A 17927-nucleotide genomic window follows, 5' to 3' on the forward strand; every position below is an offset into this window, starting at 1 on the left:
ATGGCGGATTTCCGCGCCAGTCTCGCTGACACCGCGCCCGATGCGGCGCTGTCGCCGCCGCTCGCCGCGTTGTGGTGGGCGAAGAAGGGCGATTGGGACCAGGCGCACCGCATCGTGCAGGACGAGGGCGACGCCAATTCGGCCTGGGTGCATGCCCATCTGCATCGCGTCGAGGGCGATCTCGGCAATGCCGGCTACTGGTATCGCCAGGCCGGCCAGCCGGTCGCAAAGGACACGCTTGAGGCCGAGTGGGAGCGGATCGTAGCCGCGCTGCTGGCGCAGCGCGGCTAAAGGACGCCGGTGCGGAGGCACCGCGAGCATTAACCCTGTTTCGGCCGCCATGCCGCCGCCCAGATTGGCCGTGATAGGCTAATGGAACCGGGCGGGGGCCAGCGGCAAAAGAGAGTATTCGTGCGTGGGTCGGGCATAGGGGGATGGCTGTCAGCAATGCTGGCGGCCGTGGTGGCGGCGGGCCTTGCCGGCTGCGCCTCCGTCTACAATCTGCCCGGCAATGTGCCGCTCGGTGCCGCGCTCGCCGACAACAGCAGTGCTCGCGACATTCCGGCCTATGAAGATGATCTGCTGCTCGCGCTGTCGTTCTCCGGCGGCGGCACCCGCGCGGCGGCGTTTTCCTTCGGCGTGCTGGAGGAGCTTGACCACACGCGTTCGAGTGCGGCGGGCACCAAGACGCTGCTCGACCGCGTCGACTTCGTCTCCGGCGTCTCCGGCGGATCGGTCACCGCCGCCTATTTCGGGTTGAAGCGCCGCGCGGCGCTCGACGATTTCCGCCAGCGCTTCCTGCTGCGCAACGCCGAGGAGGGACTGAAGACCCGGATCTCCCTCGGCAATATCGGGCGCGCGCTCGGCGGCGGCGTCAACGACAGCCAGTTCACCGACTGGCTCGATCAGAATTTGTTCGACGGCGCGCGGTTCGACGCACTGGCCGACGATCGCCGGCCGCGGGTCTGGATCAACGCGTCTGATATCTACAACCGCACGCCGTTCGTGTTCGGCAAGACGTCGTTCGATGCCTTGTGCAGCGACATCAGATCGTATCGTGTCGCCGAAGCGGTGGCGGCATCCGCCGCGGTGCCGCTGGCGTTCGCCCCGATCGTGCTGCAAACCTATCCAGGCGGTTGCGCCGCGCCGCTGCCGGCCTGGCTCGAGCGGGTGCGCAACGATCCGAACGCACAGCCGTTGCTGCGCGCCTACGCCGAGGCCCAGGCACATTACCGCGACGGCTCGATGCGCTACGTCAAGCTGCTCGATGGCGGCCTCGTCGACAATTACGGTCTGTCGGGGCTGAGCATCGGCTTGCTCGCCGCGCAGCGTCCCTACGAGCCGCTGAACGAACGGCAGGCAGCCAAGCTGAAGCGCATCCTGTTCCTGGTGGTCGACGCCGGCCGCGGCATCTCAGGCGACTTCGTGCAGACGCTCGAAGGGCCGAGCGGCGTCGAACTGGTGTCCGCAGCCGCCGACACCGCGATCGATGCCAGCGTGCGCTCCAGCTACGCCGCCTTCACGGCGCTTGCCGAGGACTGGTCCGGCAAGCTGAAGCGCTGGCGCTGCGGGCTGTCGGCGGCGGAGCGCAGCCGGCTCGGCGTCGGCGCCGGCTGGAAATGCGGCGACGTCGCGATCTATGTCGAGCGGCTCGGCTTCGACCGGCTCGGACCGGACCGCGCCGGCATCCTGAACGCCATCCCGACGCGGTTGTCGCTGCCGCCGGAGCAGGTCGACCAACTGATCGCGGGCGGCGCCGACGCGCTGCGTTCGAGCAAGGCCTACCAGCAGTTCCGGCGCGGGCTCTGATCCCGCCGCAGGCGACGGCGGCGGGCCGCAAGAGGACAGGAAGGCGGCTTGACTGGCGCGATTGGTTGCGCGAAGCCCAATCCATCCCAGATATCCTTTATCCGGAAACCGAGATCCATGACCGCATCTGCCTCCCCGCACAAACTGATCAAGAGCGCCACCGGCGATTGGGAGGTCGTGATCGGCATGGAGATCCATGCCCAGGTCACCTCGAACGCGAAGCTGTTCTCCGGCGCATCGACCGCGTTCGGCGGCGAGCCCAATTCACATGTCTCGCTGGTCGATGCCGCGATGCCGGGCATGTTGCCCGTGATCAATGAGGAGTGTGTCCGCCAGGCGGTGCGCACCGGTCTCGGGCTGAATGCGCAGATTAACCTGCGCTCGGTGTTCGACCGCAAGAACTATTTCTATCCGGACTCGCCGCAGGGCTACCAGATCAGCCAGTACAAGTCGCCGATCGTGGGCGAGGGCGAGGTGTCGCTCGAGCTCGACGGCGGCCGCAGCGTCACGATCGGGATCGAGCGGCTGCACCTGGAGCAGGACGCCGGCAAGTTGCTGCACGATCAGTCGCCGACGATGTCCTATGTCGACCTCAACCGTTGTGGCGTCGCGCTGATGGAGATCGTCTCCAAGCCCGACATCCGCGACGCCGAGCAGGCCAAGGCCTACGTCACCAAGCTGCGCTCGATCCTGCGCTACCTCGGCACCTGCGACGGCGACATGGAGAAGGGCAATCTGCGCGCCGACGTCAACGTCTCGGTGCGCCGTTACGGCGAGACCGCGTTCGGCACCCGCTGCGAAATCAAGAACATGAACTCGGTCAACTTCATCGGCCAGGCGATCGAGTACGAGGCGCGGCGTCAGATCGAGATCATCGAGGACGGCGGCTCGATCGACCAGGAAACCCGGCTGTTCGACCCGAACAAGGGCGAGACCCGCTCGATGCGCTCCAAGGAAGAGGCGCACGACTACCGTTACTTCCCCGATCCCGATCTGTTGCCGCTCGAGTTCAGCCAGGCCTTCGTCGACGATCTCAAGGCGCAGCTGCAGGAACTGCCGGACGAGAAGAAATCCCGTTTTATTACGGGCTTCGGCCTGTCGCCCTATGATGCGAGCGTGCTGGTTGCCGAGCGCGAGAGCGCGGAGTTCTACGAGACGGTGCTGTCGGGTCTTGCCGACAAGGCACGCGACGGCAAGCTCGCCGCCAATTGGGTGATCAACGAATTGTTCGGTCGTCTCAACAAGGAAGGCGTCGAGATCGCAGCCTCGCCGGTGTCGGCGGAGCAACTCGCCGCGATCGTCGACCTGATCGGCGAGGGAACGATTTCCGGCAAGATCGCCAAGGACTTGTTCGAGATCGTCTGGCAGGAGGGCGGCGATCCGCGCGCGCTCGTCGAGGCGCGCGGCATGAAGCAGGTCACCGACCTCGGCGCGATCGAGAAGGTGGTCGACGACATCATCGCGGCCAATCCCGACAAGGTCGAGCAAGCGAAGGCGAAGCCGCAACTGGTCGGCTGGTTCGTCGGTCAGGTGATGAAGTCGTCGGGCGGCAAGGCGAACCCGCAGGCGGTCAACGACCTCTTGAAGTCGAAGCTCGGCATCTGAACAACAGGACAATGATGTTGTCCTTGGCGCATGATCCAGCCGGATCATGCTCCCTTGCATGCTCCTTTGCCGTCACCTTCGGTGTCGTCGCGCGCGCGTGAACGCGGCGTGATCCTGCCTCACACCCTCCGTTCGTGGCGCGCCGGCGCCACCGGCGCCGAATCGCAGAAGCCGCGATTCGTTCGCAAATCCGGTTCGGATGACCTCAAACGAGGCAAAACCCGTCTTACCCACGAAATTTTTTTCGTTGCCAAAAATTACGACTCGGCGTCGGCGTCGCGCCGCTTTTCGTCGCCGCTCGCGACTCAACGCAATGACGGTCGCGCGTCGATCGCTTCAATGCGAATTCAAGAAAGGCCTGCAATACAAGCGTTTCCTGCAACGTTGACAAATGCCGATGTCGGCGGCTGTTGCACTTCTTGCATCGTCGCGCGATTGCATCGTCGATTTGAACGGCGACGCGCGCTGTGCGCGTTGCCACCGCTGCGTCAACACTTCCTTAAGCGGGACACTGTTTTTTTCGGTCTGTTGGTGTATTCGGGAAGTAGTGCATATCGATTCCCGAGTGCACGCAGCGAAGTAGAGCCATCTCACATACTGGAGGGCAACATGGCTAAGAAGGCAAAGAAGGCGAAGAAGGCGAAGAAGGCGAAGAGCGCAGTGAAGAAGACTGCGAAGAAGACCCGCAAGGTCGCCAAGAAGAAGTAAGCCTCTCGCCTCGAGAGGATTGCCGGCGGCTTGACGCCGGCACGTCGCGAGAGCCAGCGGACGGACTGCTGAGAGGCACATCCCACCCCCAAGGCTCTGGCTGACGAAAGAGGGTGTCGGCGAGACATCAGGTCAAACGGCTGGATCGAATTTCGGAGAGGGCAACCTTCCCAAAACCGGTCCGGCAGAAGAAACAGAGATTTCTTCGTTCGGTGCGGAGCCCGCTTGGTTCCGCAATTTCACCGGCGAGAATGCCGAGCTGAAATCTGGTCCTGACGTGTTCGCCGACCCCCTCGTTCCGGCGGCCCGCGCAGTCCGCGCCCGGCAGCCACTTTCCCCATCCCCGTTCCGGATCGACGTTGGGCCTGACGGCCTCGCGTTGCTTTTGTCTGTGCACCCGACCGCACGCCGCTCCGCGGCTCGTCCATGGTCGCGCGGCCCCTCCGTCAATTTCGAAACTGATTGCCTGGTGGGACCCGCCGGCGCTCGCGGCCAATGTCCGCCATGGTTATCGTTGTCCCAAACACCAGGGTAAACCGGCGTTCACGAATGCAAGGAAGTGCCTGCGGCACAGGCACTTCTGCGATTCCTCGATGCGCCCTCGGCGACGCCGATTTACATCCCGTTCATCGCGATACTTAAACCGCTCTTCAAATTTGATGGGCCATGATCATCCCAACAAGCCGGCAAACGGCACGCGGCGATCCCAAGGATCAGCGCGGGGCATGATCAGGAGATCAGCCCGGGAATGACAGGGTAGTTTAACAGTGGACGGGGGCCGCGCTCGGGGGAGGGCGGCCAACAACAAAAAGGGGATTGAGAATGTTTCAGGGGGTCATCGATCAGGAAAGCGCTGTCCCGGTTGCCGCAACGGCGATCCAGGACGTGCTGTTCGAACGTGGCATGTATTGGGCGAGCGGCCGCTCCGGCGTGGTCAACCTCGTCGCGGCGCACAAATGGTTCAACCTGGCGGCGCTTAAGGGACGTACTGACGCGATCGCGCACCGCCGCGAAGTCGCCGAGCAGATGTCCGATGTCGAGATCGCGGCCGCTCAACGTGAAGCCCGCGCCTGGATGACGACGCACTAAGCCAACCGATGTCGATGGGAGCCTCGGCTCCCTCGCTCCACCTAGAACCAGTATCGCGCCGCGTAGACCACCGTCGTCACCGCTCCGGCCACGATGACGAACTGCCGGACGATGTGGCCGGGAAGGATCCGGATCAGGAAACCGCCGGCATAGCCGCCGACCATGGCGCCGAGCAGCATCGCCAAGGTCTCCCGCCACCGCACCACCCCCTGCAAGACAAAGATCAATGTGGCAGCGAGCGACACGCAGGTCGCGAGCAGGTTCTTCAACGCCTTGATCGCCCTGATGTCGTTGGGCTCGGTGATCGACAGCACCGCGGTCAGGATGACGCCGAGACCGGCACCGAAGAACCCTCCATAGACGCACGCCAATCCCAGGATAGCACCGCTCGCGCCGGTCGAGGGCAGCGCTGCGGCCCTCTCGCACCCGATGGTCCATCCCTGGATCTGCGGCGCGAAGCCGAACAGCAACGTTGCGAACGCAATCAAGGCCGGCACCGGCAGGACGAACAGGCGTTCCGGAAGCAGCAACAGCACGCCGGCGCCGACCGCGCCGCCCACCGCGGCGATCACGACGTAGCTGATCGTGCGCCGCGTCGGCGGCGGCAGCTTGCCGCGATCGGCGAGCGCGGCGATCAAATGCCCCGGCGAGATCGCCACTGCATTCGACGCGTTGGCGATGACGGCCGGCAGGCCCGCCGCGAGCATCGCCGGAAAGGTGATGAGCGTCGCGCCGCCCGCCAGTGCATTGATGATCCCTCCGGCGACCCCGGCCGCCAGCAGCAGAAGACTTGTCTGGGCATCCATCTTTCACCCTCTTGAGGGTGAGCAGGCTAGCGGGCGGCGCGCCAATCGGTCTGGAACGTCTGTGATGTCACTTCAGCCGCGCCAGTAGACGCCCGGCGTCGTGCCAAAGGTGCGGCGGAACAGCCGGGTGAGGTGGCTCTGGTCGGAAAAGCCAGCATCGGCCGCGACTGCTGCGATCGGCTCGCCGGCGCGCAGCAATTGCCGGGCAAGATTGAGGCGGGCCAGCAGGCGGAAGGTATGCGGCGGGATGCCGAGCTCGCGGCTGACCATGCGGCTGAACCCTTCGCGGCTTTGCCCGAAGCCGGCGGCAATCGCGCCGATCGGCGCGACGCTCTCGGTCAATGCGATACCAAGCTTCGTCCTGTCGGTGCAGCCGGCGGGGTGAGATGGCGCGCACGACAGGATGTCGTCGGCGATCTCGCTGACGTGCTCGGGCGAGATCTCGCCGACGTTCCGCCAACGCTGCCCGAAACGGATGATCCGCACCGACGAGCAGACGCGGCCGGCTGGAACGTAGGCGTTGAGGCAGACCGTTTCCTCATCCGACATCGTCATCGGCGCATGCAGCATTCCCGCCGGAATGAGCGCGGCATGGCCGGCAGGCACGGTGACGGTGGCGCCGCCGATGCGAAAGGCGCGCGACCCCGACAGCACCAGCACGATCTGGCTCTCGTCATGGAAGTGCGGCTTGAGGCCAAGCGAGCCGGCGCCGCGCCACGATGCCAGTTCGACGATGTCTTCCCTGTCGGTTCGCCGATAAGTCCAGGCATTGGTCATGGCGAGGCGCGTGATCACAGAGGTCTCGAACCGATGGGGTGGGTGATCCCAAGCGTAGCACGGGGGATCACCGCCCGTCATGGGACGTCACCGCTGCGCAACCGAGGCGATCGGCGAGGCCGTTCGCATGGTCGCCATTGCGATGAGGGCGGCGACGAGGTTGGCGGCTGCACTGATCGCCACCGGAATGAAGTAGCTGTGGCTGATGTCGTAGGCGAAGCCGGCGGCGCTCGGGCCGAGCAGCGTGCCCACCGCGACGCTGGTGTAGAGGATGCCGATGATGCCGCCGACATTGCGGCCGCCGAAATGGTCGGTGACCACAGCGGGCAGGATCGCGACCCAGCCGCCATAGAACAGGCCGAACAGCAGCGCGAAGGCCGTGAGCGACCAGAAGGTGCCGGCGATCGCCCAGATCGCCAGCGAGACGGCCATGCCGAGATACATCGCGACCAGGAATGCCTCGCGGCCGACGCGGTCGGCGATGCCGCCGAGGAAGAACCGGCCGGCCGTGCTGCCGACCCCGATCATCCCGAGCAACAGCACGGCCAGCGTCGGCGCGACCTGATGATCGACCGCAAACGGCACGAGGTGCACGAAGGGCACGAACACGCCGAACGCGCTGATCAGGCAGGCGGCATAGAGCCCGGCGAAGCGCGCGCTCCGTACCGCAGCGCGGATCGAGACGCCCTGGCGGAGCGGCGCGCCCGAAACCGTCTCGAGCGGTTCGCCATCCGGTCCGGTGCCGTAGCGGCGCGGATCGTCCGCGATCAGCAGCGCTGCACCGATCCCGGCGACGGCGGCGACAACGCCCAGCACGACATAGGCATCGCGCCAGCCGAGGCTCGTGATCAGCCAGGTCGCGAGCGGCGGCATCACCAGTGTGCCGACCCCGATCCCGCTGACCGCGAGGCCCGACGCAAAACCGCGCCGCCTGACGAACCAGCGCTGCACGGCGCCCAAGGTCGGCACGTAGGCGCAACCGACGCCGGCGCCGATCCCGATGCTGTAGGCGGCATAGACCTGGAGGATGGTCTGGGCCTGTCCCGCCAGCACCATGCCGAGACCGACCAGCGCCATTCCGAGGCCGGCGAGCCTGCGTGCGCCCCAGCGATCGGCAAGCGGACCGGAGATCACTCCCAGGCCGAAATACAGGAAGCCCGCGAAGGAGAACACCAGCGACACCGAGCCGCGCGAGGCGCCGAACTCCCGCTGCAGGGACTCGACGAAGGACGAGAATGTGTAGGCGCTGCCGAAGCCGATCAGCGTCACGACGAAGGCTGCTGCGACGACGTACCAGCCATAGAACGGCTTGGCTCGTTGATAACCGGCGTGCATGACGGCGTTCCTCATGATCGTTCTCCCTGTGCCGCATGACCACCGGCCTTGCTCGGCGGGTAGAGCAGCATCTGCGTGCAGCGAAACAGCGCGATGGTCTTGCCTGTCGCCTCGCTGCCGATCTCGGCGTCCCACACCTGGGTGGTGCGCCCGGCGTGAACGAGGCGGGCCTCGCAGCTCACGCCGCCTTCGCGCGCGGCGCCGATGAAGTTGGTCTTCAACTCTCCGGTGGCGAAGCCGATGGCGCCGTCCGGCAACGACGCAAGGCAGCCGAACCCGCATGCGGTATCGGCCAATGCGACGATGCTTGCGCCGTGCAGCAGCCCGTGCGGCGAGAAATGGTTTGCGGCAATCTCGAAGCGGCCGCGGATGTGGCCGCGTCCGGCTTCGAGCCATTGAAAGTCCAGCAGGCCGGGCAGGCTGCCGGCTTGCGACGCATTGATGCGCTCGACGAGCGGGCCGGTCTGACCGCCTGCAGCGATCTCGCGGATGGCAAGCTTGCTTGCGACCTCAGTCATGGCTTGCTCCATCAAGAAAACGGAGCCGTCGGGAGCGGCAAGGAAGGTTAGAAAATCTAAGTTCCATGGTTCGACTTTCTCTGCGTTGACGCGGCTTTCAGCATCGGATTAGGCTGATAGGGCGCCCGTAACGACGAATTGGCAAACCAGATTTGCTGCGCAATTGAGATTAGAAAATCTAAATCATGGAAAGCAGGCTTCCACCGCTGAACGCGCTCAAGGCGTTCGAATCCGCCGCTCGCCATCTCTCGGTGAAGCTCGCGGCCGAGGAGCTATGCGTGACGCCGGGCGCGGTCAGCCAGATGCTCAAGACGCTCGAAGCCGATCTCGGCGTGAAGCTGTTCGAGCGGGTGCCGCGCGGCATCTATCTCACCGACGCCGGCCGCGACTATCTGCCGTCGATCCGCAACGCCTTTCGCCAGATCGCGGATGCCTCGCGCCGCGTCGCGGCATCCGTCGATGTCGGTACGCTGACGGTGAGCGTCACGCCGTTCTTTGCATCGGCCTGGCTGGTGCCCCGCATGGCCTCGTTCCAGGGCGCGCATCCCGAGATCGATCTGCAGATCGTCACCAGCAACACAGTGGTCGATTTCTCGCGCAGCGGCGTTGACGTCGCGGTGCGCCACGGCCTTGGCCGTTATCCGGGGCTGCGCAGCGACCGCGTCGTCACCGTGGAGATGGTGGCGGTCGCATCGCCGTCGCTGGTGGAGCGACTCGGCCGGCCGGCATCTCCGGGCGAGCTCGCAAGCTGGCCGCAGGTGCATGACGCCGATCGCAAGGGGTGGAGCCTGTGGTTTCAGGCCAACGGCATCGCGGAGGTTCGCACGCCGCGCGGACCCTCGTTCGATGACAGCGGCCTTCTGCTGAAGGCCGTGCTGACGGGGCAGGGCGCGGGCCTGCTGCCGGCCGCGATGGTGGCACATGAGATCGCGAGCGGTGAACTGGTCCAGCTGCTCGAGACCGCGCATCTGGAGGAGTTCGCGTACTATCTCGTCTGTCCCGACAACCGGCAGTCGCTTCCGAAGATCGCGGCGTTCAGGGAATGGATCCTGGGACCGGAGGCTCAGTCGGCGGCGGAGCACTAAACGCGACGAGATTATGCCAGGTCGAGCAACGGACTCTGCTTCACCTCGCCCCGTGTGGGGGGAGAGGCCGGATCGCATGGAGCGAAGCGCAATGCGATCCGGGTGAGGGGGAATCTCCGCGAGTCTAACTCGAAGTTGTTTTGCGGATGCAGCCCCTCACCCCAACCCTCTCCCCGTAAGAACGGGGAGAGGGAGCACAGCGGCAGTGGACGGCTTACCGATAGAACGCGTTTGGCGGCACGCCAAAATGCTTGCGGAACATCGCGGTGAAGGCGCTCTGGCTGGCATAGCCGGCATCGAGCGCGACATCGACCACGCGGGCGCCGCGCGCGAGGCGTTCGAGCGCGAACAGCAGGCGGGCCTGCTGACGCCATTCGCCGAACGTCATGCCGGTTTCCCGGGCGAACAGACGATGGATGGTCTTCGACGTCAGCTTCAGCCGGCGCGCCCATTGCTCCGCCGTGGAGCCATCGTTCGGGTGGGCCACCAGCGCGGCGCAGATCCGCGCGAGCCTTTCGTCGCGCGGCATCGGCAGGTGCAGCGGCAGCACATCGACTTCGCGCAGCTGGTCGAGCAGCACGCGCATCAGGCGCTCGTCGGAGGTCGCGGGCGCATAGTCCAGCGGGACGCGCATCGCGGCGACGAACAATTCGCGCAGCAGCGGCGAGACCGCGAACACGCAGCTGGCCCGCGGCAGATTGGGAGCCGCGTCGGCGTCCACGAACACGGTGCGGATCTTGACCGCGCCGCACATCCGGACCTCGTGCGCGAGATCGGCCACGAGCCACACCGCCCGGTTGGGCGGCACCACCCAGGTGCCTTCAGCGCAGCGCACGACCATCACGCCCTCGATCGCATAGAGCAGCTGGCCGCGCGGATGCGCGTGCAGGCCGGTCGACGCGCCGCTCGGATAGTCGATCTCCATCGCCGCCATCGGCCGCGCCGTGGCGTGATAGTCGAGGTGCCGTGTGATCAGCTCGTCCAACACGTCTTCGTCTCGAATGTCCCAATCTCGCTAGGTGGGGTCACTCTAGCGTGAGACGGACGTTAGGGCGACAGGTAGTTGCTGGAGTGTCCTTCACCAACGCGCTGCCGGGTCATGTTCAAGCAGAAAGTCGCACTTCTCTATCCCTTCGTTGCCATCGTGCTGTGGGCGGGCAACGTCATCGTCTCTCGCCTCTCGGCGCACACGATCGGTCCGCAGGCGATCACCTTCTATCGCCTGCTGGTCGCGGTGCTGCTGATGTCTCCGTTTGTGGCGCGCGGCGCCTGGCGCAATCGCCGTGCGATCTGGCCGCATCTCGGTCCGCTCGCGATCCTCGGCTTCCTTGCGATGTGCCTGTTCCAGAGCCTGTCGTATCTGGCGGCCGAAACCACCACCGCGACCAACATGGCTGTCTTCACCGCGCTGACGCCGCTGTTGACGGTCGCCCTCAGTGCCGCGCTGCTCGGCGAACCGCCGACGCTTGGCATGATCTGGGGCGCGCCGCTGTCGTTTGCGGGCCTCGTCTATCTCGTCAGCGGCGGCCACTTGTCGTCGTTATTGCAGAACGGCGTGCATGCGGGCGACGCGCTGATGCTGCTGGCCGCGATCGTCTATGCGCTGTACGGCGTGCTGCTGAAACGCTGGAATCTGCCGATCACTGGATGGCAATCCACCTACATGCAAGCGCTGTGCGCGCTGGCCGTGATGTTTCCCGCCTTCCTCGCGACGTCGGCGCCGCTGCGTCAGGTCAACGCCGAGACTTTGCCGCTGATCGTCTATGCCGGCGCGCTCGCCTCGGTCGTGCTGCCGTTCCTCTGGATCCGCGGCGTCGCGCAGCTCGGCCCGAACCGCTGCGCGATCTTCATGAATCTCTTGCCGGTGCTGACCGCTGTGGCCGCGATCGTGATGCTCGGCGAGCCGGTCAGGCCATTCCACGTCATCGGCGGCGGCCTCGCGCTGCTCGGTGTCGCCTGTGCGCAAGCCTTGCCGCGGCCGCTAAAGACCGCGATCGGTGCGCGATAACGAAGTGACGGATCGCCGATCTCGCTGTTTTGATCGCATGTGAGAAGCCAAGGCAGAATACAGCGCTACGCTCGGCGATCACCTGTTCGGTGAAACGGAGTGATCGCGATGCGTGTTGCCTTGCGTCTATGCTTGCCTATTTCCTTGGCCTTGGCGTTGCCGCTTGTGATACTGTGGAGCTCGGTTGCCGGCGCCGCAACGGCGCATCATCGTCGCGTGCGACAGCACCTCATCATCCGTCCAAGTGAACAGGTCGTGCCTCCGGACCGGTACGTATATCCGGGCTTTGGCCCGATCCCGCCCGGCGAGAACCGAAACCTCGATCCATCCACCCGCGGCAGCGGCTGACGTCGTCACCGCCGCACTGAGCTTCATTACGTCGATGGCTCTGCCCGCGTGCAAGAAGTTGGTCAAGGACCGAGCTATGCTGCGTCGGTCACCAGCTTGTGCTGAGATCTCTCGGCGACACGCTTTTCGAGCGTGGCAATCGTTCCCTTGAGATTGGCGTGCCGCTCATTGAGCGACCTTGCCAAAATCGGGTACCTCGCGTCCGATCGGTCATAAATTCCCACGCGCGCTTCTTCGGTCGCGATGTCGGCTTCGATCTGCCGGCAGGCCAGGACGAGATCGGACAGCATCTTGCTGACCGTCGACTCGCGTCCGCTACGTCCGCCAGCTGTCTCAAAACGATGATGCATGTTCATTTGCGTGCTCCGAATGTCTGAGTTCGGCACACCGAGAACAGCTGGCGCCGAACTACTCACGGATACATCGCAAGTTCCCTGCCAGTTGGGGGTCCGTAAGAATACTGTCGGGGCGGTGCGGCGCGGCGTGTGCCGCCGGGTGGCGACAGTCTGATGGCTCGGACTATTCTCGCCGCCACGCCGGAACGCAAGCACCTAGCGTGACGCGCTTGTAGTCTCGCGCGGCGTCCTGATCTCCTGCCTGTTCGGCAAACCTGACCGCTGCTTCCATGTCTTGAGCGGCGGACGCGCTGTCGCAGAATTGGCTGCGAATTTCAGCCCGGTATCGATATGCCCTGTAGTTCATTGGGTTGTACTGAAGCGCAAGGTTGTAGCTGTTTTGCTCCTCGGTGGCGCCTCGACGTGCTTCATCCGACTGACTGCCGAAATTGGTTTGGCGATTGAGCGCCTGGAGAGTCCCGAGCTCCGTGTAACGCAGAGACATCGCACCGAGACTCGCAGGAAGTGCGTCACCCGACGAAGAAGGTTGCCTCGCCGAGGTACGTTCAATTTCGATCTTCTTGTACTTGATGGCGTTGCCGTAGTCTCGCAAGCCTTGGAAGGTGCTCGATATTTCGCCGGTGATCGACGCAAGATAAGCGGTCGGGAGGCGTCGATCGCTCAGCAGGTTGAGACACGCCCGTATCTTTGCCTGTGCAGGCAAGACGTCGCGGCATTCCTTGTCAACCACACGCCACTCGTCCCGCGAATGCAGCGTCGGCGGCGTCTGCGCAGCAGGCAGAACGAGAACCAGCGCGAAACAGATCGCTGACCTGAGACCGCGACTTGGGCCATCCATCTATTTCTTCGCCTTCAGCTCGAGCTCGACCGGCCGACGGATTCTTCGCGCGGGCGCCTTGATCATTTGATGCCAAATAACCAAGCCGAGGGAAAGCTGACGCGGTTCATGGATGGGCCTAAAAGTGGGGCCGTTCGTGACTGGGAAAGACCGAACGGCCCCAGCCGGCCCGTAGTGCCAAAATGGAAGAAATAGGCCGGCGCTCCAGTTACGGAGTCGCCGGACAAATGGTTTCACCAGAGCCAATTGATGTCGCTACCGTACGTCCCCAATGCGGCTGCTTGCTATGAACGGGCAGGGTCGGCTTGACGGCAGGTCGTCAGGACAAACGCAGCCTTGCTACATTGCCACTCGCTGCCAAGCGCAGCGCTCGAGACCGGCCGCGGGGCAGCAGCGATCGCCAGCACAACAACCATGCAAGCCAGCGAAGTTGCGACCACGAGCCTGCCTGCCTTGGATGAGAAGCGCTGCCGTAACCAGGGACCTAAGTCGGCGGATCGGCGAAGCTGGGCGTTACGCAGAACCTGGTCGGTATCCTGGAAGTGGATGCCACTGTGTTGCTGCATGGCGTTACCCCGGAAATGTTCAGGTGAAATAAACAATGCGGGGATAGTGGGCGCGGTTTGTTGCGTGCTCGCTTCGCGGCGCCGGGAATGATGTTTCATTCACGCGGAGGTGACAACCGGTCCAGGCCAGGGGCCAATGCCGGCATTCCTCCACGACGACCCTCTTAGGACCGCCGCTCATGAGAGGGTAAAGGGCCGCTTTTTCTGTGGCTTGGGGACAAGACCGGACGAACAAGAGCTCTGGAAAATACTTTCGAAGTCACAGTCGGCGCGTCGCACGCCAACACCGTTTTGGAGAGAATACGGGCGATTTGCCTCGGCGGTCCTCCATTTCGAATGGAGCGACGTCGAGTACGGCGAAGGCGCCATCAGGCGCGGGCGCCATCAAAGGTGCGGCGCTCGCCGTGTTGGTCGCTGGCCTGCTCGATAGGCCGCTTCCGGATCGTCTGCCCGGCTGGGCAACCGACTGGATCTGGTCGAATCCCCAAAAAGTACGCCGCCGGTCTCAAAAATACACGCCCGGCGGCGTTTCCTTCCTGAACTGGGACACTGAAATCCCCAGCACGGTCAAAAGTGCAGGCACTATGCCATCGCGGTTCGCGCCGGGGCGGCTAAGTACCCATGCCGCGTCGCTGGATTGCTTGACCTAGATCAAACCCAACGACCGAAAAACAGCCTCGCATGCGCTCCTCCTGTAATTTCAATGGAGGGTAGCATGGCAGTAGTCGTGCAGTACGTGGTCAAGCCGAATCCAGGCGGTGACCTCGCAGGAATACTGGAATTGGCAAAGGAGAGTGCCGGGCTTTGGCGCAAGCATGGTGGCAAACCAAGGTTCTGGTCTGTCGCCGTCGGTGAAGCCGGCAATTTCGTTTTCTCAGTAAATTTTGAGACGTTTTCGGCTTATGGCGCGGCGGTTGACAAGCTAAACGCCGATCCAGCTTTCCAGACCTGGCAAGCGAAGAGATTGAAAGCGGGCTTGACCACCCTTGTGCGCGCGAACATGGCGATCGAGATTGAACTTTAAGGGAGCGCCGTTCAGCACGCCAAAAGTACGCCGCCGGGCTCGAAATGGCATTGTCCCGGCGGCGCTTCTTTATCCAGCCTTGGTCATATTTGCAGTAACGGTCGAACTGATCGCCGTCTCAAGTTTCGGAAAATCGGCTCGATTCTGAGAGATGAATTTGACCACGCTCTCGCACGAGGCTGTCACCCATGTCTTAGGTACGACCTGTTACCCATGTCTCCGGCCTGGACAAATAGTTGGCTGGCGGAGACGGAGGGATTCGAACCCTCGATAGGCCTTTACAAGCCTATAACGGTTTAGCAAACCGCCGCCTTCAGCCACTCGGCCACGTCTCCAATGGCGCCGATATGCCCGAGAGGGCGCTGAGCCGCAAGCGGCAGATTCAGATTGCGCCAAGGTGATTTGAGGGCAGCTCGGCCGCCGGCCGTCCCCAAGCCTTTATAAACCGCGCCGATCGGCTCGTATCGGAGCGCGCGGTTGCTTAAAATGCAAGATATAACAATAGATTAGCTGGATTTTTGGTCGAGGCTGGAAGCTGCGGTCGCCGAGCCTGTTGAAAACCGGTTGCGCCGGCTCATTCCACGCTGGCGCCGCGTCGCAAATCGGCCTCGATCTGCAATTTGGTGCCGCCGCCGAACCGGGCGCGATAGACCTGCAGGTTTTCCATGATCCGCTGGACGTAGTTCCGCGTCTCCGAGAACGGAATCAGCTCGACCCAGTCGACCGCGTCGACCTTGGGATCGCGCGGATCGCCATAGCGCTCGATCCACTTCCGCACGCTGCCGCGGCCGGCATTGTAGGCGGCGAAGGTCAGGATGTAGGAGCCGCGATAATCCTCGAGCAGGCCGCCGAGCTCGGCGGCGCCGAGCATCGCGTTGTAGACCGGATCGGTCTTCATCCGGTTGAGGTCGAAGCCGATGCCGGCGCGCTTGCAGACGTAACGTCCGGCGTCCGGCGTCACCTGCATCAGGCCGTAGGCCTGGGCCGGTGACACCACCGCAGGATTGAACGCGCTCTCCTGGCGCGCGATCGCGTAGACGACGCTCTGCTCGACCTCCGGCCCGACCTGGCGGAACGAGGGGATGCCGTTCACCGGATAGGCGTAGTGGTCGAACGGCAGTCCGCGGTTGAGCGCGGCCTTGCCCATCAGCAGCATGCCGCGGGCATCGCCGTGGCGCGCGGTGAGCTCGCCGAGGCCGGCAAGGGCCTCCGGATCGCCATTGTCGCCCATGTCGCCGAAGATCGGGATCGCGAGCTCGCGCGCGTCGATTTCGTAGAGCAGCGCCACCGCACGCACGATCTCCAGCCGCTCGGCGCCGCGGCCGCGCGGCGCGCTGTTCAGCTCGATCTGCGGCAGGCCGAGCTTGGCGCGCGCGAGCTGGCCGTAATAACTGGTGGACTGCTCGGCAGCGCGTCCGTAGGCGGCGCGCGCCTCCTGGCCGCGGCCGGCGGCCTCGGCGGCGCGGCCCTGCCAATAGCCGGCACGCGCCAGCGCGGTTGGGTTGGCGCTGCCGACGCCGATCCGCGCGAAATGCTGGGCGGCGAGGGCGGGATCGTTGAGGAAGCGCAGCGCGATCCAGCCCGAGGTGAATTCCTGCTCGGTCTTGTAGATGTCGCGGGCCGGCAGCGCCGCGTCGCGCGCGATCAGATAGGCGGTGCGAAACTCGTTGGTGTCGATCATCTTGCGCGCCAGCAGCCGGCGCTCGATCCACCATTCGTCGACATTGTAGAGGCGGGAAGCTTCCTTCGGTGCGCTCAGCATCAGCCGCGCGGCTTCGGAGAATTTCTCCTCGCGGCGGAGCAACTGAATCTTGGCGAACAAGTAGCCGGTGTCACCGGAGAGCTCGCTCGGCACGGCTTCCAGCAGCGCGCGCAGGTTCGAACCCTTGCGGGTGGCGGCGATGCGTGCCTTCGCGAGCGCCACGTAGCCGGAGCCAAGGCGCTTGGCTTCGCGCATGCCGGCGGCCTCGTTGTCGGTGCCGTACAGCATGGTGTCCATGCGTGCCTTGTGGTCGCCGGCAGTCAGGAAGGAGCCGAACAGCTCGAGCGCGGTGTTTTCGGTATCCTCGCTCATTCCGTCGTTGCGCCAGGCCTCGCGGACCAGGCGCTCGGCATTGCCGCGGTCGCCGCGTCCGATCATCACCTTGGCGAGCGCGAGCCGGCCCTTGGCCGAGACCGGCGATTCATTCTGGAACCAGGCCCAGACCGCGGAGTCGTCGCGGTGGTCGTCCCACAGCGAAGCCTCGATGCGGCGACGCAGGAAGGTCTGCGACGGCCAGCTCGGATTGGCATCGAGGAAGGCGCGGTAGCGCTCGACCGAGGCGCCGTTGTCCTCGCTGCGCAGGATCAGCCATTCGGCAAGCTTGCGCGCGACCGGATCTGAGATCGAGGCCTCGGCCTCGGTGGCGTCCGCCGGCTTGCGCTTGCGCAGCAGCTCGACGACGCTTGCAAGCGCTTCCTTGTCCGAGTGCGACGTCGAGGATGTCGCGGCCACGGCCGCAGGCAGCACCGGCTTGCGCGCGATCGGCGCGGCATGCTGGCGGGTTGCCGGAACCAGTGCGGGCGCGGGCACCGACCTGTTCGATACAGTTCCGGTTGCAACCGGAGAGGCGGGCTTTGACGCGGTGGTCTTTGACGTGGCGCCCTTGGATTCCGTTGTCTTCGGAGCCGTTGCCTTGTGAGCTTCGGTCTTGGCAGGAGCTGCCTTGGCTCCGTCTGTCTTGACCGCACCGGGCTTGGGCGACGTTGTCTTGTGAGCCTCGGTCTTGTGAGTTTCAGTCTTTTCAGCGCTGGTCTTGGCAGCGTCAGTCTTGGCAGCGCCGGGTTTGATTGCCGCTGGCTTTGAAGCCGCCGCCTTCGGAGCCGTGGACTTCGGCGTGGTCTTGGAGGCGGCGCCCTTGGAAGCCGCGTCTTGGGCAGCCGGCTTCGCGGTTGGAGCATCCTCGGCGGCCCAGGCATCTGCCGTGATGGCGGCAAGGCCAACAACGAGCGCCAGGCTCGTCGCCAGCGCCGTCGACCGCAATGTGCCTGCACGAACGGAACGGATCACAGAAGT

General features: G+C 64.6%; 16 protein-coding genes and 1 tRNA gene. 8 read left to right on the forward strand and 9 right to left on the reverse strand.

Annotation, left to right across the window (positions count from 1 at the left end; all coding sequences use genetic code 11):
- The 5 genes from I6F38_RS02045 (at window position 1) to I6F38_RS02065 (ending at window position 5211) form a co-directional block, all read left to right on the forward strand.
- Window positions 1-291: a hypothetical protein gene (locus tag I6F38_RS02045; RefSeq protein WP_225158888.1), complete on the forward strand. Its 291-nt coding sequence runs from the start codon at window positions 1-3 to the stop codon at window positions 289-291.
- A 156-nt stretch (window positions 292-447) separates the two neighbouring features.
- Window positions 448-1809: a patatin-like phospholipase family protein gene (locus I6F38_RS02050; protein WP_141341875.1), complete on the forward strand. Its 1362-nt coding sequence runs from the start codon at window positions 448-450 to the stop codon at window positions 1807-1809.
- Window positions 1810-1926: 117 nt separating this feature from the next.
- The gene (gatB, locus tag I6F38_RS02055; RefSeq protein WP_225158889.1) at window positions 1927-3414 is read left to right on the forward strand and encodes an Asp-tRNA(Asn)/Glu-tRNA(Gln) amidotransferase subunit GatB; all 1488 of its coding nucleotides are present in this window, start codon (window positions 1927-1929) and stop codon (window positions 3412-3414) included.
- A 30-nt stretch (window positions 3415-3444) separates the two neighbouring features.
- Window positions 3445-4122: a hypothetical protein gene (locus tag I6F38_RS02060; protein WP_225158890.1), complete on the forward strand. Its 678-nt coding sequence runs from the start codon at window positions 3445-3447 to the stop codon at window positions 4120-4122.
- Window positions 4123-4944: 822 nt separating this feature from the next.
- Window positions 4945-5211 (forward strand): hypothetical protein, encoded by a 267-nt coding sequence (locus I6F38_RS02065; protein WP_021078341.1) that lies wholly within the window; start codon window positions 4945-4947, stop codon window positions 5209-5211.
- A gap of 41 nt (window positions 5212-5252) precedes the next feature.
- Here the strand turns inward: I6F38_RS02065 and I6F38_RS02070 are convergent, their stop codons facing one another.
- The 4 genes from I6F38_RS02070 to I6F38_RS02085 all read right to left on the reverse strand — a co-directional run bounded on the left by I6F38_RS02070 (window position 5253) and on the right by I6F38_RS02085 (window position 8647).
- The gene (locus tag I6F38_RS02070) at window positions 5253-6017 is read right to left on the reverse strand and encodes a sulfite exporter TauE/SafE family protein (RefSeq protein WP_225158891.1); all 765 of its coding nucleotides are present in this window, start codon (window positions 6015-6017) and stop codon (window positions 5253-5255) included.
- 72 nt (window positions 6018-6089) lie between these two features.
- Entirely contained in the window at window positions 6090-6812 is a 723-nt protein-coding gene (locus tag I6F38_RS02075) for a helix-turn-helix domain-containing protein (RefSeq protein ID WP_225158892.1), read from the reverse strand.
- 69 nt (window positions 6813-6881) lie between these two features.
- Window positions 6882-8144, reverse strand: coding sequence for an MFS transporter (locus I6F38_RS02080; protein WP_225158893.1), 1263 nt, complete (start codon window positions 8142-8144; stop codon window positions 6882-6884).
- Window positions 8141-8647: a PaaI family thioesterase gene (locus I6F38_RS02085; protein ID WP_225158894.1), complete on the reverse strand. Its 507-nt coding sequence runs from the start codon at window positions 8645-8647 to the stop codon at window positions 8141-8143. Before I6F38_RS02085 ends, I6F38_RS02080 begins: the two co-directional genes overlap by 4 nt.
- A gap of 185 nt (window positions 8648-8832) precedes the next feature.
- On the opposite strand from I6F38_RS02085, the gene gcvA reads away from it, so the two are divergent.
- Complete coding sequence (gcvA, locus tag I6F38_RS02090) at window positions 8833-9732, forward strand: transcriptional regulator GcvA (protein ID WP_225158895.1); 900 nt, start codon at window positions 8833-8835, stop codon at window positions 9730-9732.
- 214 nt (window positions 9733-9946) lie between these two features.
- Here the strand turns inward: gcvA and I6F38_RS02095 are convergent, their stop codons facing one another.
- The gene (locus I6F38_RS02095) at window positions 9947-10717 is read right to left on the reverse strand and encodes a helix-turn-helix transcriptional regulator (protein ID WP_225158896.1); all 771 of its coding nucleotides are present in this window, start codon (window positions 10715-10717) and stop codon (window positions 9947-9949) included.
- Between the two features lie 114 nt (window positions 10718-10831).
- Between I6F38_RS02095 and I6F38_RS02100 the strand changes: the two genes are divergently transcribed.
- Window positions 10832-11740 carry a DMT family transporter gene (locus tag I6F38_RS02100; protein WP_225158897.1) on the forward strand — a complete coding sequence of 303 codons (909 nt, stop codon included), beginning with the start codon at window positions 10832-10834 and terminating at the stop codon, window positions 11738-11740.
- Between the two features lie 422 nt (window positions 11741-12162).
- On the opposite strand, the gene I6F38_RS02105 is transcribed toward I6F38_RS02100, so the two are convergent.
- Both I6F38_RS02105 and I6F38_RS02110 read right to left on the reverse strand, forming a co-directional pair.
- Window positions 12163-12444 carry a hypothetical protein gene (locus I6F38_RS02105; protein WP_141341851.1) on the reverse strand — a complete coding sequence of 94 codons (282 nt, stop codon included), beginning with the start codon at window positions 12442-12444 and terminating at the stop codon, window positions 12163-12165.
- A 163-nt stretch (window positions 12445-12607) separates the two neighbouring features.
- A complete protein-coding gene (locus I6F38_RS02110) occupies window positions 12608-13174 on the reverse strand; it encodes a hypothetical protein (protein WP_225158898.1) in 567 nt (188 codons plus the stop codon).
- Window positions 13175-14563: 1389 nt separating this feature from the next.
- On the opposite strand from I6F38_RS02110, the gene I6F38_RS02115 reads away from it, so the two are divergent.
- Complete coding sequence (locus I6F38_RS02115) at window positions 14564-14872, forward strand: hypothetical protein (protein ID WP_157340985.1); 309 nt, start codon at window positions 14564-14566, stop codon at window positions 14870-14872.
- A gap of 241 nt (window positions 14873-15113) precedes the next feature.
- Here the strand turns inward: I6F38_RS02115 and I6F38_RS02120 are convergent.
- Window positions 15114-15207 (reverse strand) — tRNA-Ser (locus I6F38_RS02120).
- A 239-nt stretch (window positions 15208-15446) separates the two neighbouring features.
- Complete coding sequence (locus tag I6F38_RS02125) at window positions 15447-17840, reverse strand: transglycosylase SLT domain-containing protein (protein ID WP_225159046.1); 2394 nt, start codon at window positions 17838-17840, stop codon at window positions 15447-15449.
- Window positions 17841-17927: the final 87 nt, after the last annotated feature.

Origin of the sequence: Bradyrhizobium sp. BRP56, from assembly GCF_020194035.1 — a bacterium.
GTDB lineage: Bacteria > Pseudomonadota > Alphaproteobacteria > Rhizobiales > Xanthobacteraceae > Bradyrhizobium > Bradyrhizobium australafricanum.

Coding starts and splice junctions, on each gene's coding strand:
- I6F38_RS02045 (WP_225158888.1), top strand. CDS start 1: ATGGCGGATTTCCGCGCCAGTCTCGCTGACACCGCGCCCGATGCGGCG.
- I6F38_RS02050 (WP_141341875.1), top strand. CDS start 448: ATGCTGGCGGCCGTGGTGGCGGCGGGCCTTGCCGGCTGCGCCTCCGTC.
- gatB (WP_225158889.1), top strand. CDS start 1,927: ATGACCGCATCTGCCTCCCCGCACAAACTGATCAAGAGCGCCACCGGC.
- I6F38_RS02060 (WP_225158890.1), top strand. CDS start 3,445: ATGATCCAGCCGGATCATGCTCCCTTGCATGCTCCTTTGCCGTCACCT.
- I6F38_RS02065 (WP_021078341.1), top strand. CDS start 4,945: ATGTTTCAGGGGGTCATCGATCAGGAAAGCGCTGTCCCGGTTGCCGCA.
- I6F38_RS02070 (WP_225158891.1), bottom strand. CDS start 6,017: ATGGATGCCCAGACAAGTCTTCTGCTGCTGGCGGCCGGGGTCGCCGGA.
- I6F38_RS02080 (WP_225158893.1), bottom strand. CDS start 8,144: ATGAGGAACGCCGTCATGCACGCCGGTTATCAACGAGCCAAGCCGTTC.
- I6F38_RS02085 (WP_225158894.1), bottom strand. CDS start 8,647: ATGACTGAGGTCGCAAGCAAGCTTGCCATCCGCGAGATCGCTGCAGGC.
- gcvA (WP_225158895.1), top strand. CDS start 8,833: ATGGAAAGCAGGCTTCCACCGCTGAACGCGCTCAAGGCGTTCGAATCC.
- I6F38_RS02100 (WP_225158897.1), top strand. CDS start 10,832: ATGTTCAAGCAGAAAGTCGCACTTCTCTATCCCTTCGTTGCCATCGTG.
- I6F38_RS02105 (WP_141341851.1), bottom strand. CDS start 12,444: ATGAACATGCATCATCGTTTTGAGACAGCTGGCGGACGTAGCGGACGC.
- I6F38_RS02115 (WP_157340985.1), top strand. CDS start 14,564: ATGGCAGTAGTCGTGCAGTACGTGGTCAAGCCGAATCCAGGCGGTGAC.